The sequence below is a fragment of the Thiomonas sp. TH-17 genome (genome assembly GCF_057473305.1).
The window spans coordinates 1-22584 of record NZ_JBYCKI010000030.1; the positions used below are offsets into that span (position 1 = coordinate 1).

Below are 22584 nucleotides of genomic sequence, written 5' to 3' on the forward strand. Positions count from 1 at the left end.
CGTCTGCAAATCTGCCCTGACCGCCAGACAGGCTCATGACCCAGGGCGGACTCGGTAGAATTCACCCCTTGCACCACCTTCTCGTTTTATGCGCGTGCTGCTACTTGCCCGGATGGCGAAATTGGTAGACGCAGCGGACTTAAAATCCGCCGCTTTCCTGAAAAGGGGCGTGCGGGTTCGATCCCCGCTCCGGGCACCAACCAGCAATGACGACTTGAGTCGAAACCCTGTCGTTTTCAGGTCGGCATATTCTGGTCGCAATGACCCGATAAGATGCGGCCATGCGAATTCTTCTAGCCAACGATGATGGGTATCTGGCCCCCGGCTTAGCCGCGCTCTTTGATGGGTTGCGGGCGCACTGGGATGTAACGGTCATTGCCCCCGAACAAAACGCGAGTGCTGCGTCGAACGCGCTCACGCTGAATCGGCCTTTGTCGGTCTATACCGCCAGCAATGGTTTTCGGTATGTGAACGGCACTCCGTCAGACTGCGTGCACATTGCGCTCACAGGCTTGCTCGATTTCCGACCGGATCTGGTGGTGAGCGGGGTGAACAACGGGGCCAATCTCGGCGACGACACGATTTATTCGGGCACAGTGGCCGCCGCGACCGAGGGCTATTTGTTTGGCATTCCCGCCTTGGCCATCTCGCTGGTCGAGAAGGGCTGGGGGCATCTGGATACAGCCGTCGCTGTGGCGGTTGAGGTGGTGTCCAAGCTGGTGGAAGACCTGCCGCAACAAGCGCAGTTGCTCAACCTGAACGTTCCTAATCGCCCTCTGAATGAGCTCGGCGGCGTACGCGTGACCCGCCTGGGCAAGCGGCATCCGAGTCAGCCCGTGGTGGTGCAGAAGAATCCTTATGGCGACACGATTTACTGGATCGGCGGCGCCGGTGCGGCGCTGGACCAGCAGGCGGGCACCGACTTCGATGCCATCGCTCAGGGATGCGCCTCTCTCACACCGCTGCAACTGGATTTGACGCACCATGCTCAGATTCAGACCTGTGCTGCCCGCTTTGAAAAGCGAGGCGATGCGTGAGTGCGGGCAGCAAGTCGCCGCAGCGCTTTGTGCACTGGCCTGCGCGCCAGGCGGTTGATGCCGCGATCAACAAGACGCCCACAACGCCCCCCCCGCCGAGAGGGCAGTTGGGGGGCGCGTGCCCCGTTGCGTTGCCCGTACCCCGCGAACCGCAAACGCGCGGAGCGTCGCAAGGCCCGTCGCGCTGCCTGCCGCGTCAGGCCGGGCTTGACTCGGACGCGGTGCGTCGCGGCATGGTCGACAAATTGCGGCAGTCAGGCCACTTTGACGAGCGGGTGCTGCAGGCCTTGCAGGATGTGCCGCGCCATCATTTCGTCGATCCTGGGCTGGCCGCCCAAGCCTATCTCGACAACGCACTGCCCATCGGTTTTGAACAAACCATCTCCAAACCTTCGGTCGTGGCACGCGGTCTGGATGCGGCGCTCAAGACCCTGGCGCCGCGCGCCAATCTGGGCAAGGTGCTCGACATTGGCACAGGCTGTGGCTACGCCGCTGCCGTGACGGCCAGGGTGGCAGCAGACGTCTACAGCGTCGAGCGCATACGCGCGCTGCACGATCTGGCACGCAACAATCTGCGCGCCCTGCGGGTGCCGAACCTGCGCTTGATTCTGGGCGACGGTATGCTGGGGTGTCCGCAAGGCGCCCCGTTTGACGCGATTTTGTCGGGGGCTGCGGCGCTGACTTTGCCGCAGGTCTGGCTCGATCAGTTGGTGGTGGGCGGGGCGCTCATTGCGCCCATCGGCGATCCGCAGCAACTCTTGCTGTACCGCAAGCGCTCTGCCACCACATTCGACGTGCAGCCACTCGAAGGCGCCAAATTCGTCCCCTTAAAATCGGGTTTGACCTGAATCGACGTAGCTCTTGACATTGCCCACCATGCGGATTGCCCTGCTCGCTCTTACTCTTTCTGTGGCTGCCATGCTGGGCGCCTGTACCTCGGTGGCGCTGGCTCCCGTGCCGGTCGAGTCCAAGACCTTCCAGAAAGTGCCCCCGGTCTACGCGCCGCCCGCCACGGTGGCTGCGGTGCCTGCGGGCATCGCCACGGCTGCGACGTCATCCCTGGCCGGACAGCCGGGGTATTACACCGTGCAGCCCGGTGACACCTTGCGGCGCATCGCCCTGCAATACGGGACGACCTGGCAGACTCTGGCGCAATGGAACAACCTGGGCGACCCGAACGTGATCGAGGTCGGTCAGGTGCTGCGCGTTGCTCCGCCGCAAGGTACGACGCAAGTTGCCGGGGCAACGGCGCCCGCCGCCTCTGCGCCGTCGCTGCCAGCCGGGAGCACTGCACAGAGCTTTGCCGTCACGCCGCTGGCGCCTGTGGCCCCGGTCACGGCGCCGCCGCCCGCTCCAACCCCCGTGAAGCCCACGGTAGCCGCTGCAGCGCCGCCAGCACCTGTCACCCCCGCCAGCCCGCCGCCCACGGGGCCTGCGGTCATGGCCAGCAATCTGTCCACAGCCACGCACGACGGCATCATCTGGTCATGGCCGGCCAGCGGCAAGATCATTCAGGGCTTCAATGGCACGACGAGCAAAGGCATCGATATCGCAGGCAATCTGGGCGACCCGGTGTATGCCGCGGCGGCGGGCCGGGTGGTGTATGCGGGCTCGGAATTGCGCGGCTTCGGCAAACTCATCATCGTCAAACACAACGACGACTACATCAGCGTGTACGCCCACAACAACGTCATGCTGGTGAAGGAAAACGAAACCGTGAAGCGCGGACAGAAGATCGCCGAGATGGGTTCGACCGACGCCCCACGAGTTGAACTTCACTTCGAGATCAGACTGCGCGGCAAGTCCATCGATCCCATCGGGCTCTTGCCCAAACAGCCCTGACCGCTCGCATGCCGCGCCGCCCCAAACCGGTCTCCGACCCGACCTCTGAACAAGGGGCGTCTGCCCCAGTGGCGAGCAATACTCCTGTTAGCTCTGCCCCACAGAACGGCGCAGAAGCCTGGGAAACGATCGCGCAGAAGAGCCCTGCCGCGGCGGATGCGCAGCCTGCTCCCGCGCCGACAGGCTTGCCCTGTCCCCCGGCGTCCATCGGGGCCATCGACGATGAATCGGGCGTCAGTGCCCTGCAGGCCTATCTCAACCACATCCGCGCCAAACCCCTTTTCACGCCCGAGCAGGAATTTGAGACGGCGACCCGTGCCAAGGCGGGCGATTTCGAGGCGCGTCAGGCTATGGTGGAGCACAACCTGCGACTTGTTGTGAGCATCGCCAAGGCCTATGTCGGGCGCGGCGCGGCACTGGGCGATTTGATCGAAGAGGGCAACCTCGGCCTGATTCACGCCATCGAAAAATTTGAACCCGAACGCGGGTTTCGTTTTTCCACCTATGCAAGCTGGTGGATCCGCCAAAGCATCGAACGCGCGCTGATGCAGCAGGTGCGCACCATCCGCCTGCCGGTGCACGTCATTCGCGAACTCAACCAGGTGCTGCGGGCGCGCAAGCATCTGGAGCAGGCGGCCGACTATCGCGGCCAGACCTCGGACGAAGACGTGGCCGCGCTCCTGGGGCGCAGTACGGAAGAGGTGACGGACTTGCTCGCCCTGGCCGAGCAGCCGACTTCGCTCGATGCCCTGCGCGAAACCCAGAGCGGCGAGAGTTGCGCCGATCAGTTCGCCGACCAGAACGCGCTCAGCATGGAAGAGCAGGCGCAGACCCGCGAAGTCGAGGCCCTGGTCGATTCCTGGGTGGGGGCGTTGGCCGAGCGTGAGCGCGAAGTGATCGAAGCCCGTTTCGGGCTGCACGGACGTGAGCTGGAAACGCTGGAGTCGCTGGCGCAACGCCTCGGCCTCACGCGTGAGCGTGTGCGCCAGATCCAGCAAGAGTCCTTGCTCAAGCTCAAGGGACGACTGGCGCGCAACGGGGTCGACCGAGGTTCGCTGCTTTAAGGTTGGCAGGTTCTGCCTTGTTGATGTTTGCTCCCCGCCATGATTCGCACGCCCATCGTCACCTTTGATATTGAAACCATCCCCGACCCCGCCGCGTTGCGCGCCGCGGGTCTGGCCGATACCGAACTCGACGACGGGGCCGCCGTGCTTCAGGCGCAGGCCCGCCGTCTGGAAAAGACCGGGAGCGATTTTCTCCCGGTCCATTGTCAGCGCGTGCTGGTCATCTCGTGCACGTTTCGTCATCACGAAGGGCTGAAGATCCACTCCTTCGTCGATCAAGGTGGGCAGGAAGGGCAGGTGGTGCAGAGCTTTTTCCGCGTCATCGAGAAGCACGCGCCTCAGCTCGTTTCCTGGAACGGAGGCGGTTTTGACCTGCCCGTGCTGCACTACCGCGGCCTGGTGCACGGGGTGACGGCGCCGAAATACTGGGATATGGGTGAAGATGACCGCGAGATGAAGTGGAATAACTACATCTCCCGCTATCACACCCGCCATCTCGACCTGATGGACCTGCTGGCGCTCTACCAGCCGCGCGCCAACGCACCGATGGACGTGCTGGCCAAGCTGTGCGGCTTTCCCGGCAAGCTGGGCATGGACGGCAGCAAGGTTTACGAGGCCTGGCTTGCAGGGCAGACCGACGACATCCGCCGCTATTGCGAGACCGATGTCATGAACACCTATCTGCTGTATTGCCGCTACCAACTCATGCGCGGGGCCTTGTCCGCGAGCGAATACGCCGACGAAATCGACCTGGTGCGACACACCCTGGGCACCCTCGCGGCGCAGGAATCGCACTGGCAGGAATATCTCGCAGCCTGGCCGGAGTCGTCCGCGCCCGCAAACACCTGAAGCGGGGTTTCGCGCCGCGCCCATCTGTTCCAATAGCCGGATGGAACAACGATTGGAATGGCTGCAGATCGACAGCCTGGATCTTGAAGCCCGCGGTGTCGGGCGCAGCGAAAACGGCAAAGTGGTGTTCGTCGCCAATGCCTTGCCCGGAGAACGGGTGCAGGCGCGCATCCACCGCAGCAAGCGTAATTGGGAGTCTGGCGAGGCCGTGGCCTGGGCCGTCACGGCGAGCAGCCGAGTGGTGCCGCGATGCCCCCATTTCGGCGTTTGCGGCGGGTGCAGCATGCAGCACGTCGATCCCGCGGCACAACTGGCGTTCAAGCAGCGCACACTCGAAGATGATTTCTGGCATTTGAGCCGCCTGAAGCCACAACGCCTTCTGCGGCCCATCGCCGGGCCCAACTGGGGCTATCGCACCCGCGCGCGGCTGACTGTTCGCCTGGTGGTGAAAAAGGGCGGTGTGCTGGTCGGCTTTCACGAAAAAGGCTCCAGCTATGTTGCGGATATGCGCAGTTGCGCGGTTTTGCCGAGGGCAGTCTCCGATCTGTTGCTGCCCTTGCGCGAGCTGATCGCCGGTCTGTCCCGACCTGAACGCGCGCCGCAGATCGAACTGGCGATGGGCGATCGGGTGACCGTTCTGGTGTTGCGCCATCTCGAACCCTTGACCGACGCCGATCGGCAGCGCCTGCGCGACTTTGAACAACAGCACGGCGTGCAGTGGTGGCTTCAGCCCAAAGGACCCGATTCGGTGGCGCCGCTAGACCCCGACGCCGAACCACTGAGCTATGCCTTGCCCGAGTTCGGCATCGTCATGCCGTTTCGCCCGACCGATTTCACTCAGGTGAATCCGCAGATCAACCGCGTGATGGTGGCGCGGGCCTTGCGCCTGCTGGACGCCCGGCGTACCGACCGGGTGATCGACTGGTTTTGCGGTCTGGGCAATTTCACCCTCCCCATCGCCACGCAGGCGCGGCAGGTGCTGGGTGTGGAGGGCAGCGCCACACTGGTGGCGCGGGCGCTGGACAACGCTTTGCACAACGATCTGCAGGACAAGGTCGTGTTCACCGCCCGCAATCTGTTCGAGATGAACGCGGACGATCTGAGAGCCTACGGCGAGGCCGACCTGTGGCTGGTAGACCCGCCGCGCGATGGCGCGCTGGCGCTGTGCAAGGCGCTGGCCGAGGCGGTTAACGGACCTCTGGGAACGCCGGACGAGGAGGAGACGCTGGCCGCAGGGGAGGCGAGCGCGGCGCCCAAGCCGGTCAGGCCCCCGGTCGTACCCCCGGCCGCGCCATTCACCCCGCCGCGGCGTATCGTCTATGTGTCCTGCAATCCGGCAACCCTGGCGCGCGATGCCGGCTTGCTGGTGCATCAGGCGGGTTACACCTTGCGTGCCGCAGGGGTGATGAATATGTTTCCTCACACGGCTCATGTGGAATCGATGGCGGTGTTCGAGCGCGATTGAGCCCCTCATAGCCCATGAAAAACGCCCGCAACTGCGGGCGTTTTTCATGGGACTGCTTCGCGCTTACCGGCGCCCGCCTCCGCTGAAAAAGCTCAGGATGGACAGCAGGTTGACGAACACGTTGTAGATGTCGAGATAGATGGCCAGCGTGGCGGTGATGTAGTTGGTTTCACCACCCTTGATGACGCGCTGCACATCGATCAGCATGAAGGCCGAGAAAATCACGATGGCCACGACCGAGAAGGTCAGCATCAGCGCAGGCAGTTGCAGCCAGATATTGGCGATACCCGCGAGAATGAGCAGGATGACGCCGACGAACAGCATTTTGGACAGGCCGGACAAATCTCGCTTGACCACATTCGCCAGCGTGGCCATGGCGCCGAAAATCACCGCCGTGCCGCCGAAGGCCAGCATGATGAGCTGTGGCCCGTTGCTCATGCCCAGCACGAAGCCGAGCATCTGCGACAGCATGACGCCCATGAAGAAGGTGAACAGCAGCAGCAAACCCACCCCGGCGCTGGAATTTTTGGTGCGCTCGATGGCGAACATCAGGCCGAAGGCGCCGACCAGAAAGACGATCATGGTCATGCCCGGGCTTTGCGCCATGGCCAGATTCAGCCCAGTCGCCATGCCGACCCACGCGCCGATCACGGTGGGAATGAGCGAAAGGGCCAGCAGCGAATACGTCTGCCGCAGCACCTTGTTGCGCACAGTCGCGGCGCCGCCGGGTTGGGCGTAGATGGTGTAATCGCGTTGTTCATTCATGGCAAAACTCCGTTCCTGGAAGTGGACGCTACTAGTCAGACTAACACACGCTAAATACGTTCCACGACGTGCATTTCAATCCCGCGCGCATGAATTTGCAAGCCTTGTGAGCGTGGGTTAAGTCTGGGTTAACACCCCAACAGGCCGTTAGACCGCTTGCGGGGTGCTGCCGTAGACGGTTTGCAGACGCGCAAGCGCGCCCTGCAGGGTGATGTGGTGATTCTGCGGGCCATGCACGGCGATTTTTTCCGCCCCCAGCACATTGCCCAGGCGGGTGCTGTCGGCCAGGGCCCAGCCTTTGGACAGCCCGAACAACAAACCGGCGCGGAAGGCGTCGCCACAACCGGTCGGGTCGAGCACCTGACTGGCGGGTACGCCGGGAATGTCGGTGGCGTCGCCGCCCTCGCTCCAGATGCGGCAGCCGTGTTCGCCCCGGGTGACGATCACCCCGCGCACTTGGGATGCAATGTAGTCGAGGCTCCAGCCGGTGCGCTCCACCAGCAGTTCGGCCTCGTAGTCGTTCACCGCCACCCAACTGGCTTTGGCGATGAAATCGCGTAGATCGGCGCCGTCGAACAGGGGCATGCCCTGGCCCGGATCGAAGATGAACGGAATGCCCGCTGCGGCAAGCTGTGCCGCATGGTCGATCATGGCCGAGCGGCCGTCGGGTGCGACGATGGCCAGATCGACCCCGGCGTTCAGCGGCACGGGCAGCTCGTGCGCCCGGCCCATGGCGCCGGGGTGGAAGGAGGTGATCTGGTTGTTGTCGCGGTCGGTGATGATGTGCGCCTGCGCGGTAAAACTGTCGGCCAGTTGCCCGACGTAAGTGCGCGGAATGTGCAGCGCATCAAGGCGGTCGAGATAGCTCTGGCCGTCCGCACCCAGGGCGCCGAGGATGAGCGGCTCGCCCCCCAGCAGTGCCAGGCTGTAGGCGATATTGCCCGCGCAGCCGCCAAACTCGCGCCGCATCGTGGGCACCAGAAAGCTGATGTTCAGAATATGCACTTTGTCGGGCAGGATGTGCTCGGCAAAGCGGCCGTCGAAAGTGGTGATGGTGTCAAACGCGAGCGAACCGCAGATGAGGGTGGACATGAGGTTCAGCCTTCAAAGCGCAGGGCGGGGAAGAGAATGACGTCGCGGATGCTGGGCGCGTCGGTCAGCAGCATGACCAGCCGGTCGATGCCGATGCCGCAACCGCCGGCCGGCGGCATGCCGTATTCCAGCGCCCGCACATAGTCGGCGTCGAAATACATGGCTTCGTCGTCGCCGGCTTCCTTGGCCTGCACCTGTGACTGAAAGCGGGCGGCCTGGTCTTCGGGGTCGTTCAGCTCGGAGAAGCCGTTGGCGATCTCGCGGCCGGTGATGAACAGCTCGAAGCGCTCGGTCGTTTGTGCGTCGGCATCTGAAGCGCGCGCCAGGGGAGACACTTCCACGGGATAGTCGACGATGAAGGTCGGCTCCCACAGCAGATGCTCGGCGACTTCTTCAAACAGCGCAAGCTGCAGCGCGCCCAGTCCCATGCCCTTGAGTTTGTGCGGCGCATGATCGGCATCGAGGCGGCGCAACTCGCCGCGCAAAAAGCCGTCATCGGCCAGTTGCGCGTCGGTGTAGTCGGGGGCGTGCTTCTGGATGGCCTGCGTCAAGGTCAGCCGGGCAAACGGCGCGCCCAAGTCCAGCGTGCGCCCTTGGTGGGTGAGCACGGCGGTGCCGCAGGTGAGCTGCGCGGTGTTGCGAATCAGCGCCTCGGTGAAATCCATCTGGTCGCGGTAGGTCCACCAGGCGGCGTAGAACTCCATCATGGTGAATTCGGGGTTGTGCCGCGGGCTCAGACCTTCGTTGCGGAAATTGCGGTTGATCTCGAACACCCGTTCGAAGCCGCCCACCAGCAGGCGCTTGAGGTAGAGCTCGGGCGCGATGCGCAGATACATCTGCTGATCGAGCGCGTTGTGATGCGTGGTGAATGGCTTGGCTGCTGCGCCTCCGGGAATGGGGTGGAGCATGGGCGTTTCCACCTCCATGAAGCCCGCTGCCAGCATTTCATTGCGCAGCGCCGCGATGGCCTTGCTGCGCAGCGCGAATCGTTCGCGCGATTCCGGCGTGACGATGAGATCGACATAACGCTGGCGGTAGCGCGTTTCCACGTCTTCGAGGCCGTGAAACTTGTCGGGCAAGGGGCGCAGCGACTTGACCAGCAATCGCACCTGCTCGGCCCGAATGGTCAGTTCGCCCGTGCGCGTTTTAAACAGCACGCCTTCGCAACCGATCCAGTCGCCCAGGTCGTAGTGCTTGAAGGCCGCATGGGCCTCCTCGCCAGTGATGTCGTTGGAAACGTGGATCTGAATGCGCCCCGTACCGTCCTGCAAAGTGGCGAAACTGGCCTTGCCCATCACGCGCTTGAGCATCATGCGACCCGCCACCCGCACCCGCACGCCAGCCGCTTCGAGCGCGTCGGGCTCGTCGCCCCCATGTTGCGCCTGCAGACTCATGGCCTGATGCGCAGGCTTGAAGTCGTTGGGGAACGCCGGGCCGGTCTCGCGCAACGCGGAGAGTTTGGCGCGGCGCTCCGCGATGAGGTGACTGTCGTCGGTGGCGGGTGAATGGGGGGCGTCAGTATTCATGCGGGATGGAGGGACGGTTTCTCGGAAATGTCCACGATGTCGAAGCGGTGCGGGGCGGCTTGCGCGCGGCTCACGCGCCAAACCGATCGATTCTAGTGCTGTGTTTCACGCTATCTGGAACATAAAACCGCGTCTTTGACGCCAGGGCGGCGTTCCCAATCCGCGCGATACCTACGGGTATCGCTGTGGTTGGCGCCTTGCCCTGACGCCAAATCCATCAGTTTTATTTGTTCCATCAAGCGTAAAACACTGCACTAGCCGCCCCTCACGCCTGAGCATTCCCCAGCCACAACCCCAGCCAGAACAAGCCGATCAGGCCGAATTGAGCCGCCAGATTGACCACGCCAAAAGTCCACTGCGCCCCGGCGAATCCGGCGACGATCTTGCTCACTGCGTTGGTCGCCAGGGCTAGGCCGATGGCGAGCAAGGCCTGCCAGGACGAAAAAGCACCGTTGACCGTCATTTGCGCGGCAGAAGCGGCCGCTGCGTGCGCGTCGGCAAATCCAGCCAGCCCGGTCGCGGCCAGCGCCGCATCGCTGCCCAGCACACTGCGCGCGGCCTCGGCGGCCAGCAGCACGCCCGCAAGAAGGGCCGCAAACAACAACGCCTGCAGCGGCTGGAACGGGCGCCGCACCGCTTCCGCTTCATCAGCCAACGCCGAACTCTCCGGCGCACGCCGCGCCAGACGCCACGTCGTCCCCACCGCCAGCAGCGCGCCCGCCCCGTACAGCCCCACGGCGGGCAGCAGACCGGGGAGCAAATCCGGTTCGATCAGCGCGACGAGCACGCTCAACTCCACCACGGTGGCCACATTCGACAGCAAAGCCGCCCGCAGGCAATCGCCCTGCAGGGCGACGTGCAGTCGAGCGCGCTGCGCCATGCTGGCGATGGTGGCCGTGCTGGAGACAAACCCCCCCGCCAGCCCGGAAAGCGCCAGACCACGCTGACTGCCAAACGCCCGCACCGCCACATGCCCCACCGACTGAATCGCCATCACCAACACGGCCAGCAGCCACAGCGTATGCAGGTTCAACCCCGCCAGCCATGTGATGGGCCGATCGGGCAACAGCGGCAGCACGACCAGCGCCGCCGCCGCCAGCAGCAGGCCGGATTCCAGTTCCTGCGTGCTCAAAACATGGCGCACGAACCCATGCAGCGTCGTTTTGGCCGCCAAAATGCCCGCGACCACCACGCCCAGCCCCGCAGCCCAGCCGGGCGACCGCTGGGCGAGCGCGCCAATCAACACGGTGAGCAAAAGGGCGAATTCCGTCGTCAGCCCTGGGTCGGCCTGGCGCGTTTGCGCATATCCCGCAAAAGTCAGCAAGGCAAAAGCCGCCAGCACCACCCCCAACGCAACCGGCCCCAGCACGCCCGCAGTCGCACCAGCCAGCGCTGCCAGCACAAAACTGCGCAGCCCCGCGGGCGATTCAGGCGGCTGCTTGCGCTCGCGCTCGATGCCGATCAGCAGACCGACTCCGAGGGCGGCAGCCCAGGGCAGGACGGAAGACTCGATCATGCCGAACTTCCACAACGCTTCAAGGGCGCGCGCAATTTCCGCCGGAATCGTGTGGCTGGGCGCGGATATTGCCTGATTTGGACAAGATCAGATCGACACCCAAAACCGTGTTCGACCTGTCGCTGCATAGACGCAGTGTTCCCGCTGCAAATGCGCCACTGGGTTGTTCGGCATGCCCAATGGGCTGGAAAAGAACGGGCTTTTGCATGGGGCGATTGGGCAGAATCTGAATGCCACTCTCCTGCGCTGCAGATCCGCTCTGAATCAAAGTGTCGTCGGCGTCACGGGCTCCGTTCTGGTTGCGATCCGTGTAAATGAGCCATTCACCGCATCCCCAATCTGAATGGCATCCCGATTCTGGGTTACCCGCGCAGAGCGCCACAACCTGATTTTGAGTGATGGCAGACTGTCGCGCCATCATGAATGCGCTCATCAAGGCATTGCTGCTGACGGTGAGGCGATGCTGAGCGAGCAGATGAGAAAACGCAGGTGCCGCGAGTGCAGTCATCAACCCCGCGAGAGCCACCACGATTAACAACTCCGCATAGCTGACGCCACGGCAGTTGTCGCTTCGAGCTGGGAATGACTTCCGCACCATGAGGCCCTCTGAATGGTTGAGGTAGCCCCAATTATGGCTAGTTCACGGGTTGAAAACAAAATATTTTCTTAATTTTTCGACAAATTAAAAAATTTTGCTTACCAGCAGGAAGCTACCGTGCCCGTGCCGCCTTCTGTTTTTGTGCCTGCCTGATTCAGTGAAATAGTTTTGCATTCGGTATCACGGCTAGCTTGAGATCCCTGCGGCACGGCACGCACTTGATAAGTGGATTGGCCGGGCGTGGGGACAAAGCTGAATTTGTAATCTGCTTTCAGATCTGAAGCGCATGAAAGCGTGGGTAGCGTGTTCGCCGTTCCTGCTGAATCTTTGTCATATCGCAAGTTGGTCGAGTAATACCGTTCCATATAGTTGGCATACTCACTGAGGCAGGCTTCAGCGGCTACTCGTTTGGTTTTGGTGATATGGCTGATGTAGGAGGGGTAGCCGACAGCCGCGATGATGGCCACGATGGCCACGACGATCATCAGTTCGATCAGCGTGAAACCCCGTAGAGCCAGCTGGCGCGAACGGCCGGGGGCAAAAATTGCTCGGTTGAAATGCCGCATGAATAAGCCTCCGCTCAGGGGTTGATGAGTTCGGCCCAGGAAACCCGCCCGGGGTTGGAAACCTGCGGATTGACCTGGGTATTGAAGATGGTGCCGTTTTGGTTGGCCAGTAGCGTCGTACTGATGAAATTGCTCAAGCCGGTGAGCCCCGTGAGCCCAATGCCAGCAATCGGGATGAGGGTCTGGTCGCTCATGGTGACTTTGTCTGAGTCGTTGAAACGGCGATCTCCGTTGCGGTCGAAAAAGATGTCGGTCGGGTTCGTACCCGTGAACGGATTGACGGCCATGATCCAGCCGCGGCCTGATGGGGCGCACACATCGGCGTTGTCTGGAATGAGCGTGCTGCCAACGAGCAGGTTCTGATACGCCTGGTTCGCAACGATCATGCGCTCACCTTGGGGGGTGTTAGAGGGGGGCAAGAGGTTCATATACCAGCCTTTTTTGGTAGCCATGTCGCCAGCGGTTCCCACGCTGACAGTGCGTGCGGGCAAAGTTGCGGCGACTGGCGGAGTGGCGGTCGGATCGGCCGCTGTGCCAGCGATTTCTGCGGTGATGCTGCGCTTGATCAGATCGTTTTTGACAATCGGAAAACTGGCCTGCGACACATTCAGCCCATACCAGCTCTGCACATCCTTATTCGTGAGGTCGTCCAGGCCCAGATAGCGCCCGGTGCCAAAAAACAGCCAGAGATTTCCGGTGTCTGGGTCTTTGGCGGCAAACATGGGCGAGGTAATAGGTTGGGCCTTGTTGCTGCCGTCTTTTGCGGTGTACAGCAGGGTGCCGCCACTGGTTGCGCTGGCGAGATCGAATGACCAGACATTGCCTTGCAGATCGCCGGCATAGGCTTTTGTGCTGATGCCATTGGCAAGGTTGTCGATCCAGACTGCAGGCGTGGAGAGCCCGTTGTCTGTTGCGGTGTTCGTTGCGTGACGGGAGACGGTGCCGTCGTTCAGGCTGATCTGTAACAGTTCGGCAGTGCCGGAGTCGCTATTCATGCCGTTGCCCACCAGAACCGACCATTGACCGTTTGCCGTCTGGGCGATGATGGGCTTGCCGATGATCTGGCCGAGATACCCGGCGGATACTTCGCCGAGAAATTTCACATTTGCGGGGTCGGTGATGTCCAAGGCATAGATCGAGCGCGTCGTGCCGCGGCCTGTTGTACCGACCAGTACCGTGCGCCAAGCTGCGGGCGAGCCGGTATAGACATCTGCCACGGTGATCTCACCGTCGTTGAAATATTGATGGGGATTCAGCCCGGAGCCATAACTCTTTTGAGCCAGCACGCTTGGGTTGGTGGTGGCCGCGAGCACCGCGCCGGGCATGAAGGCGAAGGTTTCCACACCGGTGTTGGCATTGAAGCCATGCAGCATGCCGTCGTTGGCCGAGACATAAATAGTGGGCGTGCGCGTTGCCTGGGTTGCGGCGAAGGTTTTGAAACTGGCGGAGCCGGTGAAGGTTGCGTTGGCATAAGGGCCCGCATCGGGCTTGCCCACATAGATCGGCTGCGAGTTGATGATGTCGCCCAGCGCTGTGGTGCGATTGCGATAGGTGCCGCCGTTGCGAATTTCGTTCGAGGCGTCGCCACGGATGTAATTCACCAGGTCGGTAGTCCAGCCGTACTTGCCGTTGACATTGGTGCTGTTGAATTCCACATAACTGCCGCCGACCGCCGTGTAGACGGTACGGGCGCCCGCTGCGGGCAGTTGGAGAGCCGCGTCCCAAGCTTCAGTGGTCGCGGCGCCGGTGGTTGCATCGATGTTGAAGGCCTTGAGCGAACCACTCCACACACCCTCTTTGTAGCTCGCCTGGTAGACGCGACTGCCGCTGTTGAGCTGGGTGGAGTTGGTGGAAAGCGAAGCCGTGCTGCCGACGTTCTCGCTGGCAATCGCCGAGAAGGCCGCCTCGAGAGAGTCCTTCATGGTTTTGGCATCGCCGCCCGTGAAGAAATTGTCCGGGCGTTTGTCATTTGTGCTTAGCGTCTGACCATTGGTCCACCACGAAGCGTCTGGAAGCGCCGTTGTGTTGGCATAGGGGTCGTAGTTGGCGGGGACGGTGAACCCTCCGTATTTGGCCGCAAGCCAGTACTGATTCTTGGCCTTGCCTTGCAGAACCTGGTTTTCCATCACATCGACCCAGTAGGTCGAGACGGTCTGCTTGCCGCTCAGGTCTGACCGCAGGTCCACGGTATGGGCGTCGTAGGCAAGCCCGGCGATATACGCGGAGTTGTGACGGCCGCTGAACGAGGTGCCGGCAGTTGCAGTCATGCCGTCGATGGTGATGCCTTCGAGTTGGGCAATCTTTTCCGTCGCAGTCTTGACGTTAACGCTGGTGTCGGATGCCACCTCAGCTGGTACGGCGGGCTCCATCTCGGTATTCAGATTGCCCGGAAGATTCTTGTCGTCCCAGGTGTTCACGTCACCGATGCCGAGAATGAAGCTGCGCTGGCAGGAGTATTTCCAGGGGTCGGTCCAGGTGCCGACGACGGGGAAACCGTCGGCCATCTTGTAGGCCGTGCCGTCCGGATAGTTGCTGATGCTGTTGTACGACTCGACCGGGCCTTGATGTTTCAGGTAGCGCAGCGCGGCGTAATACATCTCGCTCACCGGGTCGTAGCTCTTGTCATTGGCCGTGGTCATCTGACCGAATTTGTTGATGTAATTGATGACTCCGCTGTCTTGGATGGTCGGGTCTGCAGAATATGCGCTGGTGGTGTCGGATGCGGCAGTGGGTTGCGGGTTGCGGATGAAGGTGCCGTCCGTGGCGCTCCATTCGGCCTGGGCGTTGGTGGCAGGCGTGGTTCCGGGCTCATAGGTATTTGGGCCGACGAAGCCTTGCTGTGCGCGCAGCGCCGCACCGTCCTGAAGCTCTTTGGAGATATTGAGATAGCCAAACACGCTATATGTGAAAACGGAAGCGTATTTCTGGATCAGCCCCTGGGGCTTGGCATTGCTGCCGTAAGTGACGCAGTTATCTTCGAGCATGCCGCTTTTGCAGACCTGCACGTCGATGTTGACGGAATAGACCGAGCCAGACACCACGTCCTTGGACGGATCGAATTCGACCGCGCCTTTGCTTTTCGCAACGTCCGGATGATCGAGCAGATAGCGCAGGCTGCGGTCTGTGCCGTCTTTATCTTTGACGGTAGATCTGTCAGCCGAGATGAAGTACATCCGGTTTCCCAGGCCACTGAGTTTTGTCGAAAAGTAGCTGAAGCTGGACGGGGTGTTGTTCGCTACCGTGGTCGCACCAGAGATGTCGAGAGCGCCCGTCCCGGTTTGTCCGGTATGCCGCGCTTTTTCCAGAATGGTGAGGTTGGTTGTGTCCACGACCCGGTTGCCACCGGTCAGCGTTGAACGAAAGACATCGATGGTTTGGGTGGCGGCCCAGTTCAGGTAATTGCCGCTCCATGCTTTGGAGCATGTGCGATTGGTCGTGACGCTGGCTGGCGCAAAGTAGTTGTTGGTGCCGCCGTTAACGCCCGTGAAGGCTGGCACCGACGTACCTGCGATGGTGTAGCCGTAGCACTTGTTGGGGTCAAAGTAGCCGTAATAGGTTTTGGCCGTATCGAAAGCGCCGACGTTGGCCATGCTCATGACCGTAGGCCATTCCACCGAGGGCGTGAGCACGAGATTGCCGGGGACGTTATTGCTCAGCGTCAACGGCTGCTGGGCTATCGATACCGCAGCTTGCGCGATGGGTGCGGCCAATAAGCCCCAGGTAACGCCAAGCAGGACGATTTTTTTCCAAAGGGGGGGGCGATGGGGCATTGCTTGCGGGCTCATGGTGGGGTCCCTTGGGTAAATAGATTTTTGGGATTGCTTGTTGATCAGTTGGCGCTACTTGCGTACCCAGGCTTGCAGGGTGACGGTGGCCCGATCTGGCAACGTGCTTGGGTCGGCGCTGCGCGCGGTGATGCGGTAGAAATGCGCCGTCGGAACGACGGGGGCAGCCCCGTACTGCGCGCTGTTTGCGGTTTGCTGGGGGCCAAGGGCCGTGCGGCGGTCATTCCAGAGGCCCATGTCTTCGATCACATACTGCGGCTGCCCCGTTGCATTGCTGCCCGCGGTGTACTGATTGGCGCCGGTGCCGGTTGGTACTGTCTGCCAAGCGTTGGCGGTGGTTGCCTGTGAGGAGGGGTTGTTGTCGCACTGGGTGGCGGCGACGGTGCAGTCGCGCCAGATCACTGCGGTATTCGCTTGCAGCAATCCTTGTGCAACGCGCAGCCCGGCTTCACTGTTCTGCAGCGCGATTTGTCGGTCCTGCAGATTGCTGGACATCTTTTCCTGCAGGGTGGTACTGCGGATGGCCGCCAGGCCGATGACCGTGACGATGAGCAGCAAAATCAGCGAGACGATGAGCGCCACGCCACGTTGACGCTGCACGGCGCCAGCTTCTATTGAATGGGGCGAATAGATCGATTGCATGGCTTAACTCACACGGTTGCGCAGCGCGATGACGGTCGTCACGGTGCGGTTGAGTGATTTTGCGTTGCTATCCGTCACCGTTTGTTTGGTGGTGCTGGCCAGAGTCAGGGTGACCTGCATCGCATCAACTTCATTCCAGTTGGTCACAGAGTTGGCATCGACGTAGTTGGCCGCACTACTTTGGTGATAGAGGATCTGCATGTCTGTGACATTGCGCACGATTTCCTGCGCAGTCGCTGCCAGGCTGCCGCTGCTATTGCTCAGCGTCATGCGGTAGAGCGACCGTCCGCCCGCCGGGTTGGTGCCGATGTACCAGTCTGCCGCATTGAGGCGCGAGACCTGGGCATTGGTGCGGAAGGTGTAGGCATCTGCGGTGCACGCGGTGGCGGGCGGCACTGGAGCGGCTGTTGGGAAGCCGAGGCTGGCGGTACAGTTTCCAGGGTTGGCGCCTGTGGCGGCCCAAGTCAGTGTTGCGGTGCCGCCGCCGCCGCCCAACTGAACCAGTGCCGCGTGATCAGGGTCGCAGATCAGCAGCGCGTCGCCGTTCTTCCAATCGGTTGCTGCCGACCACAGCGTGACGCTAGCCGCAGTGGCGTTTTGAATGCTCAAGCCTTCACTTTCGCTTCCGATCAGTTGTACCGAATCGGTGGCGGCGAGTCGGTTGCCAGTTGCCGTGCCAGTGGTGACTGCCGGATCGGTAGACCCGGCTTCGTAGCCGCGGACCGCATTGCCCCAGTTTGCCCACCAGTCTGTTCCGCTGTTTTTCAGCACGTTGGCAATAAAGGTGCCGTTGCCGCAGCCGGTCAACGACGCCTGGCGAGCATCGCGTGTCAGCAATTCAAAGGCGATGCGTGAACCATCCTGCACTTCGCCGATCGCCATATTGGTCTTGAAGGAGCTGCGACTGGCCAGAAAAACGCTAACCGCTACGCCGGTCACGACCAGGCCAAGCAACATAGCCACCATGAGTTCGACGAGGGTCATGCCGCGCTGGCGGCGCGGTAACGCACCCTGCGCTTTGATGTGGGTAGAGCTTGGGTTCATAGCATGGCCTTGGTGACGAAGGTCTGTGTACTTGAACCGGCAGTGGCGCGACTGTCGTCGAAAGTAACGGTCACGGTGCAATCGCCGTTGCTGGTGCAGTCAATTTTTCCGGTGGCGCCATTTCCCAGGGCGGCTAGCCCGCCCGGTGGCGTGCCGCCAGAGCCCAGACACCATGCTTTAACCTCGGTATCGGGCCGGCCCGTCAGATTTGTGGAGAGCGAACAGCTTGACGTGCTACCTGTCAACTTGAAGGTGGCGGTCGTGTCGTAGTCGCCGTTGAGTGCGGCGGTTCGATTGGCGCGCAACGAATCGAGAATGGCGTAAGTGACCACGGAGGTTTGGGTGTGCGCCATGGCGCTGTTGTTGTTGGTCATCGATCGCACCAGCAAAGTGGACATGCCGAGAAAACCGATGGACAGCACCAGTACCGCGATCAGGATTTCCAGCAATCCGGCGCCGATCTGAGACTGATGGCCTTTTTCGAAAGGCGCCGCTTTACTGTTGGCAAGGGTTGGGTTGCGCATTGGGACAATTTCCTGTTCCGTTCACCGTGCAGGTCACGGCAGTGATGCCGGTAATCAAATAGACGCAGCGGTGTTGATTACTCGGTAGATTGCTGGCGTAGAGATCCATCACCAAGCCTGAGAATCCGGCGTTGGCCGACGACTGTCTCAGGAATCCGGCTGGCGAAGCGATCAACACCTTTCCGCTGACTTTTTGAACGCCCGCTGGCAGCGCTGGGGCAGCGGCGAGTGTTGTTCCAGCGGTATTTTTGATCTGAGCGCTGTTGGTGAAACTGACATCCTGATTGCGTTTGACGGCTTCGGATTTGGCCAAATTCAGTGCATACACCACGGCGTTGGCGCTGGTGCTCAGTTTGTTGCTGAGCATCAGGTTCTGAAAGTTGGGGACAGCAACCGCCAAAAGAACTGCTGCAACCGTGATGGTGACGAGCAATTCGATCAACGTGAAGCCTGAAATTCTGTGATTCACAATGGTTTCCAAATTGAAACAATGTGACCAAAGTTTTCCATGCCTCGCAGGCTCGTGCGCAGACTTTCCGACGAACGGTCGCCTACTGCCGACGAACGGTATTTTTTGTATCAATCTGTGCAATAGCGCCCCCAGTTTGGGCGCTGGAGGGGCTGAAGAGATCTCAGTCGCAGCGTTCGCTGCTGACTTCGACGCCCTGGTCCTGGGCGCTGAGCCAGAGGGCTTGCGCGCGGGGCTGGGCGCTGTGGGCGGCGTCGCAGTCCCAGTCGGAGAGGACTTGCCGGAGCTCTCCGCCTTGCCAGTGGTTGCGCGGGCGGTGGGTGTGGCCGTGGATCATCCAGCTGCAGGCGGCGCGGGCCAGCCAGCGGCGGGCCTCGGCGGGATCGGCGTCGGCCCAGTTTTCGGGGCGGGCTTGCGCGGCGTTGCTGGCCGCGCGCATGGCGCGGGCCTGCTGCACGCGGGCAGCCAGCGGCTGGGCCAGCACTTGCCGCTGCCACTCGGCGTTGCGGACGGTGGCGCGAAATTGTTGGTAGGCGGTGTCGGCGGTGCAGAGCTGGTCGCCGTGGGTGAGGAGGGTGCGCTCGGCCTGAAACGTGAGTACGACGGGGTCGGGCAGGATTTGCGCGCCGGTGGCTTGGGCGAACCGCTCGCCGAGCAGAAAGTCGCGGTTGCCGTGCTGCACGAACAGGGCGCGGCCTGAGAGGGTGTGAACAAATCCGTCATGCCCGCTCCTCGCGCCCAAACACCCCCGCTCGGCGTTGCAAATGCTCGCCGTGCCGACGGGCACGGCTGTGCTTTGCGCCTTGATCGGGGGTGTTTGGGCACGCTGCTCGGCCACGCCGGATTCATTCACACCCTCTGAGGCGGTGTAGGCGCGCAGCGCGCTGGCGATGTCTTGGGCGCAGGCGGCGTCTTCAGGTGCGACGGCCAGCGCGGCGGGATCGAGCAGATCATCGCCGATCCAGGCCTCGAACAGGTCGCCAAGGATGAACAAGGCGTCGGCCGCGCGGGCGGCGTCGGCCAGCCAGGCGATGAAGGCCTGCGTGGTGCGCGGGGCCTGCGCACCTAGATGAAGATCGGAGACGATGGCAATGCGCCGCCAGGCGGGCGGGGCGATCAGGCTGGGGAAGGGCTCGGCAGAGCGGGGGGCGCGCACGTCGTCCTTTGCGGACAAGGTTTTAGCCGACACGCGAACTGCCGCCCCGATCTTGCGGTTATATCGTTGTCAAACTTCGCGCTGTCAGACTTCGACGGCTTTGAGGATGACCACGTCGTCCTGCGGCACGTCGTCGTGAAAGCCCTTGCGGCCGGTTTTCACGCTCTTGATCTTGTCCACCACGTCTTGTCCCTCGACCACTTTGCCGAACACGGCGTAGCCCCAGCCTTGTGCGGAGGGCGCAGTGTGGTTGAGGAAGGCGTTGTCGGCGACGTTGATGAAGAACTGGGCGGTGGCCGAATGCGGATCGGAGGTGCGGGCCATGGCGAGGGTGTAGCGGTCGTTTTTCAGGCCGTTGTTGGCTTCGTTCTGAATCGGGGCGAGGGTGGGTTTTTGCTTCATGCCGGGCTCGAAGCCGCCGCCCTGGATCATGAAGCCGTCGATCACGCGGTGAAAGACGGTGCCGTCAAAGTGGCCCGAGCGCACATAGGCCAGGAAGTTTTCGCTCGACTTGGGGGCGTGCTCGGTGTCGAGTTCGATGCGGATGTTGCCGTGGTTGGTTTGGAGTTCGACCATGATGGGCTTTCTGTTTTCAGGTTTAGTTGAGGAGTTTGGCGTCTTCGATGACGATGGGTTTGACGGGCACGTTCTGGAACATGCCTTCGTTCTTGGTCGGCACGGCCACGATCTTCTCGATCACGTTCATGCCTGAAATGACCTTGCCGAACACGGCGTAGCCGTAGCCGTCGGGTTTGGGATAGTCGAGGCTGGCGTTATCGACCACGTTGACGAAGAACTGCGAGGTGGCCGAGTTGGGGTCTGAAGTGCGGGCCATGGCGATGGTGCCTTTGAGGTTGCGCAGGCCGTTCTGGCTCTCCAGCGGAATGGGCGCGCGGGTGGGCTTTTTCTGCATGTCGGCGGTGAAGCCGCCGCCCTGCACCATGAAGCCGGGAATCACGCGGTGAAAAATGGTGCCTTTGTAGAAGCCGCTTTTCACATAGTCGAGAAAGTTGGCCACGGTTTTGGGCGCGCGCGCCGGGTCAAGCTGTACGACGAAATTGCCCATCGTGGTGACGAATTCCACCTTGGGTTGCGCGGCGGGGGCATCGGCGGCGCGTGCGACGGGCAGGGCAGCCGCAGACAACAAGCTCAGTGCGGCGAGTACGGGGGCGATGCGCTGCCGCATCATGCGCCGCAAATTGAGGAATGATGAGCGGGACGGGGGGTTCAAGCTGGAATTCATTACGAAACGCTTCCTTGAAAAATGAGTTGCCACTGGGTGTTGCGCTGGGCCCAGTACTGACGGTAGAGCGGGCTGGAGGGCGCACCGGCCGCACTGTACTGCACCACCCTTTGCCCCGGGTATTGCAGGACGGTGAGCGCGCCGGGGGTGATGGATGGGTTGCGCGCGGGCGCGTGCGCAGTATTCGGCGCCGAGGCGCTGGCGGCGAGCGTGTCTTGCGGGCGCGCGCCTTGCGCAGCCGCCTGAACGACGTCGGTCTGCAACTGCGCCGTGATGCGCTGGCGTTGGGCAGCCCACTGCGAGGCGCTCAGCCATTGCACATGGCGGGTGATGACCACCGGGGTGCTGCCCGCCGGGGTGTCGGCCATGAGGCTGCGCACGTCCGGGTTGGACAGCACCACGCAGCCGTCAGACGCCAGGGGCACCCGGGCATAGCTGTCTGGCGGCGTGCCGTGCAGCCAGACGCCAAAGCCGGTGTGGCCTTGTTGCTTGTCCCACTCGTTGGGGTAGTTCAGCGTGAGCGCGCCGGCGCCATAGAGCGGCTTGAGGTCTTTGGCGCCTATTTTGCGGGTGATGAAATAAATACCCAGCGGCGTTTTCATATCGCCGACCTGGGTCTTGCCTGCGCCGAGCTTGCCCTGGCTGAAGTAATAACTCGCCTCAAGCTGGGGCACGCCGTTGCGTTGTTCAAAAAGATAGAGACGCGAACGGGCGGTATCCACCACGATGGCGCGCTGCACATCGGGCGCCAGCGCCACCAGATTGGCGGCAATCGCCCCGGTCGGGGGCGGTGCGGTGTAGGCGGCGAGGCGGGTCAGAGCCTCCGCCCGAAGTTCCAGAATGCGGGCGTGTTGCTGCGCCTGTTGTTCCGAAAGCGCGGGTGGCGCGGCCGCGGCGAAGCCCGCAGGGTTTCCGGCGCTGGCTTGCATGACATCGCCCAGAAGCAGTTGCGCCAGGGAGAAATGCGGGTAATCCCGCGCCAGTTGCTCGGCCTGGGCCCGCGCCGCGTCGAGGTGGCCGGCAGCGACTTCGGCGTAAGCGTGGAGCAGGCGCCGTTCCGCGCCGTCCTGGTTGGGGGGCGCGCTCAGCGAGGTGGTGAGTTTGAGCAGGGTACGCGCCGAAACGACAGGTTGCTGCACTGAACCGGTGGACGGGCCTGCGGCGTTGCTGGCCCACTCGCCTGCCGGTTCGGCCGCCGGGTCAACCAGGAGGCGACTGCCCGGTGTGCCGCTGGGCACCGCGTTGTAGTCGGTCGCGGCGCGGGCCGCGAACACCAGCGGCACGCACAGCAGCGCCCAAGGCAACAACTTGCGCAGGGGGGGGCGGCGGAATGCGGGCTTCACGGCGGATCGATGCGAGGCGCTTGAAATCACAGCCTAAATGAGGTGCCTTGCAGTGGCT

21 protein-coding genes and 1 tRNA gene are annotated in these 22584 nt (G+C 62.4%); 7 read left to right on the forward strand and 15 right to left on the reverse strand.

Features of this window, described 5'->3' with window-relative positions; all coding sequences use genetic code 11:
• Positions 1 to 106 precede the first annotated feature (106 nt).
• The 7 genes from AC2VLV_RS02055 to rlmD all read left to right on the forward strand — a co-directional run bounded on the left by AC2VLV_RS02055 (position 107) and on the right by rlmD (position 6257).
• Positions 107 to 199, forward strand: a tRNA-Leu gene (locus AC2VLV_RS02055).
• 82 nt (positions 200 to 281) lie between these two features.
• On the forward strand, positions 282 to 1037 hold the full coding sequence (gene surE / locus AC2VLV_RS02060; RefSeq protein WP_486988420.1) for a 5'/3'-nucleotidase SurE: 756 nt from the start codon (positions 282 to 284) through the stop codon (positions 1035 to 1037).
• 131 nt (positions 1038 to 1168) lie between these two features.
• On the forward strand, positions 1169 to 1885 hold the full coding sequence (locus AC2VLV_RS02065; protein ID WP_486988421.1) for a protein-L-isoaspartate(D-aspartate) O-methyltransferase: 717 nt from the start codon (positions 1169 to 1171) through the stop codon (positions 1883 to 1885).
• 28 nt (positions 1886 to 1913) lie between these two features.
• Entirely contained in the window at positions 1914 to 2879 is a 966-nt protein-coding gene (locus AC2VLV_RS02070; RefSeq protein WP_486988422.1) for a peptidoglycan DD-metalloendopeptidase family protein, read from the forward strand.
• A gap of 8 nt (positions 2880 to 2887) precedes the next feature.
• Entirely contained in the window at positions 2888 to 3943 is a 1056-nt protein-coding gene (gene rpoS, locus AC2VLV_RS02075; RefSeq protein ID WP_486988423.1) for an RNA polymerase sigma factor RpoS, read from the forward strand.
• Between the two features lie 39 nt (positions 3944 to 3982).
• Entirely contained in the window at positions 3983 to 4792 is an 810-nt protein-coding gene (locus AC2VLV_RS02080) for a 3'-5' exonuclease (protein ID WP_486988424.1), read from the forward strand.
• Positions 4793 to 4832: 40 nt separating this feature from the next.
• Entirely contained in the window at positions 4833 to 6257 is a 1425-nt protein-coding gene (gene rlmD / locus AC2VLV_RS02085; RefSeq protein ID WP_486988425.1) for a 23S rRNA (uracil(1939)-C(5))-methyltransferase RlmD, read from the forward strand.
• Positions 6258 to 6320: 63 nt separating this feature from the next.
• On the opposite strand, the gene AC2VLV_RS02090 is transcribed toward rlmD, so the two are convergent.
• The 15 genes from AC2VLV_RS02090 to AC2VLV_RS02160 form a co-directional block, all read right to left on the reverse strand.
• Positions 6321 to 7022: a Bax inhibitor-1/YccA family protein gene (locus AC2VLV_RS02090; protein WP_486988426.1), complete on the reverse strand. Its 702-nt coding sequence runs from the start codon at positions 7020 to 7022 to the stop codon at positions 6321 to 6323.
• Between the two features lie 147 nt (positions 7023 to 7169).
• Positions 7170 to 8114 (reverse strand): carbohydrate kinase family protein, encoded by a 945-nt coding sequence (locus tag AC2VLV_RS02095; protein ID WP_486988427.1) that lies wholly within the window; start codon positions 8112 to 8114, stop codon positions 7170 to 7172.
• 5 nt (positions 8115 to 8119) lie between these two features.
• A complete protein-coding gene (lysS, locus tag AC2VLV_RS02100) occupies positions 8120 to 9640 on the reverse strand; it encodes a lysine--tRNA ligase (protein ID WP_486988428.1) in 1521 nt (506 codons plus the stop codon).
• A 265-nt stretch (positions 9641 to 9905) separates the two neighbouring features.
• Positions 9906 to 11156: an MgtC/SapB family protein gene (locus AC2VLV_RS02105; protein WP_486988429.1), complete on the reverse strand. Its 1251-nt coding sequence runs from the start codon at positions 11154 to 11156 to the stop codon at positions 9906 to 9908.
• A gap of 19 nt (positions 11157 to 11175) precedes the next feature.
• Positions 11176 to 11664, reverse strand: a complete 489-nt coding sequence (locus AC2VLV_RS02110; RefSeq protein ID WP_486988430.1) for a GspH/FimT family protein — start codon at positions 11662 to 11664, stop codon at positions 11176 to 11178.
• Between the two features lie 188 nt (positions 11665 to 11852).
• Positions 11853 to 12320 (reverse strand): type IV pilin protein, encoded by a 468-nt coding sequence (locus tag AC2VLV_RS02115; RefSeq protein ID WP_486988431.1) that lies wholly within the window; start codon positions 12318 to 12320, stop codon positions 11853 to 11855.
• A 14-nt stretch (positions 12321 to 12334) separates the two neighbouring features.
• Entirely contained in the window at positions 12335 to 16105 is a 3771-nt protein-coding gene (locus AC2VLV_RS02120; protein WP_486988432.1) for a pilus assembly protein, read from the reverse strand.
• A gap of 54 nt (positions 16106 to 16159) precedes the next feature.
• Complete coding sequence (locus AC2VLV_RS02125; protein ID WP_486988433.1) at positions 16160 to 16747, reverse strand: pilus assembly PilX family protein; 588 nt, start codon at positions 16745 to 16747, stop codon at positions 16160 to 16162.
• Positions 16748 to 16750: 3 nt separating this feature from the next.
• Positions 16751 to 17791, reverse strand: a complete 1041-nt coding sequence (locus AC2VLV_RS02130) for a PilW family protein (RefSeq protein WP_486988434.1) — start codon at positions 17789 to 17791, stop codon at positions 16751 to 16753.
• The gene (gene pilV / locus AC2VLV_RS02135) at positions 17788 to 18315 is read right to left on the reverse strand and encodes a type IV pilus modification protein PilV (protein WP_486988435.1); all 528 of its coding nucleotides are present in this window, start codon (positions 18313 to 18315) and stop codon (positions 17788 to 17790) included. The genes AC2VLV_RS02130 and pilV overlap by 4 nt, the downstream gene beginning before the upstream one ends.
• Positions 18287 to 18784 carry a pilus assembly FimT family protein gene (locus AC2VLV_RS02140; protein ID WP_486988444.1) on the reverse strand — a complete coding sequence of 166 codons (498 nt, stop codon included), beginning with the start codon at positions 18782 to 18784 and terminating at the stop codon, positions 18287 to 18289. The genes pilV and AC2VLV_RS02140 overlap by 29 nt, the downstream gene beginning before the upstream one ends.
• Positions 18785 to 18947: 163 nt before the next feature.
• On the reverse strand, positions 18948 to 19958 hold the full coding sequence (locus AC2VLV_RS02145) for a UDP-2,3-diacylglucosamine diphosphatase (RefSeq protein WP_486988436.1): 1011 nt from the start codon (positions 19956 to 19958) through the stop codon (positions 18948 to 18950).
• 66 nt (positions 19959 to 20024) lie between these two features.
• On the reverse strand, positions 20025 to 20516 hold the full coding sequence (locus AC2VLV_RS02150; protein WP_486988437.1) for a peptidylprolyl isomerase: 492 nt from the start codon (positions 20514 to 20516) through the stop codon (positions 20025 to 20027).
• Positions 20517 to 20538: 22 nt separating this feature from the next.
• Complete coding sequence (locus AC2VLV_RS02155) at positions 20539 to 21126, reverse strand: peptidylprolyl isomerase (protein WP_486988445.1); 588 nt, start codon at positions 21124 to 21126, stop codon at positions 20539 to 20541.
• A 56-nt stretch (positions 21127 to 21182) separates the two neighbouring features.
• Positions 21183 to 22526: a L,D-transpeptidase family protein gene (locus tag AC2VLV_RS02160; RefSeq protein ID WP_486988438.1), complete on the reverse strand. Its 1344-nt coding sequence runs from the start codon at positions 22524 to 22526 to the stop codon at positions 21183 to 21185.
• Positions 22527 to 22584: the final 58 nt, after the last annotated feature.

What these genes read in the sequence shown, in the direction of transcription:
- AC2VLV_RS02120 (WP_486988432.1), bottom strand. Translation starts at nt 16,105, where the DNA reads ATGAGCCCGCAAGCAATGCCCCATCGCCCCCCCCTTTGGAAAAAAATC.
- surE (WP_486988420.1), top strand. Translation starts at nt 282, where the DNA reads ATGCGAATTCTTCTAGCCAACGATGATGGGTATCTGGCCCCCGGCTTA.
- AC2VLV_RS02125 (WP_486988433.1), bottom strand. Translation starts at nt 16,747, where the DNA reads ATGCAATCGATCTATTCGCCCCATTCAATAGAAGCTGGCGCCGTGCAG.
- AC2VLV_RS02130 (WP_486988434.1), bottom strand. Translation starts at nt 17,791, where the DNA reads ATGAACCCAAGCTCTACCCACATCAAAGCGCAGGGTGCGTTACCGCGC.
- pilV (WP_486988435.1), bottom strand. Translation starts at nt 18,315, where the DNA reads ATGCGCAACCCAACCCTTGCCAACAGTAAAGCGGCGCCTTTCGAAAAA.
- AC2VLV_RS02115 (WP_486988431.1), bottom strand. Translation starts at nt 12,320, where the DNA reads ATGCGGCATTTCAACCGAGCAATTTTTGCCCCCGGCCGTTCGCGCCAG.
- AC2VLV_RS02155 (WP_486988445.1), bottom strand. Translation starts at nt 21,126, where the DNA reads ATGCGGCAGCGCATCGCCCCCGTACTCGCCGCACTGAGCTTGTTGTCT.
- AC2VLV_RS02105 (WP_486988429.1), bottom strand. Translation starts at nt 11,156, where the DNA reads ATGATCGAGTCTTCCGTCCTGCCCTGGGCTGCCGCCCTCGGAGTCGGT.
- AC2VLV_RS02110 (WP_486988430.1), bottom strand. Translation starts at nt 11,664, where the DNA reads ATGACTGCACTCGCGGCACCTGCGTTTTCTCATCTGCTCGCTCAGCAT.
- AC2VLV_RS02070 (WP_486988422.1), top strand. Translation starts at nt 1,914, where the DNA reads ATGCGGATTGCCCTGCTCGCTCTTACTCTTTCTGTGGCTGCCATGCTG.
- rpoS (WP_486988423.1), top strand. Translation starts at nt 2,888, where the DNA reads ATGCCGCGCCGCCCCAAACCGGTCTCCGACCCGACCTCTGAACAAGGG.
- rlmD (WP_486988425.1), top strand. Translation starts at nt 4,833, where the DNA reads ATGGAACAACGATTGGAATGGCTGCAGATCGACAGCCTGGATCTTGAA.
- AC2VLV_RS02150 (WP_486988437.1), bottom strand. Translation starts at nt 20,516, where the DNA reads ATGGTCGAACTCCAAACCAACCACGGCAACATCCGCATCGAACTCGAC.
- AC2VLV_RS02095 (WP_486988427.1), bottom strand. Translation starts at nt 8,114, where the DNA reads ATGTCCACCCTCATCTGCGGTTCGCTCGCGTTTGACACCATCACCACT.
- AC2VLV_RS02080 (WP_486988424.1), top strand. Translation starts at nt 3,983, where the DNA reads ATGATTCGCACGCCCATCGTCACCTTTGATATTGAAACCATCCCCGAC.
- AC2VLV_RS02090 (WP_486988426.1), bottom strand. Translation starts at nt 7,022, where the DNA reads ATGAATGAACAACGCGATTACACCATCTACGCCCAACCCGGCGGCGCC.
- lysS (WP_486988428.1), bottom strand. Translation starts at nt 9,640, where the DNA reads ATGAATACTGACGCCCCCCATTCACCCGCCACCGACGACAGTCACCTC.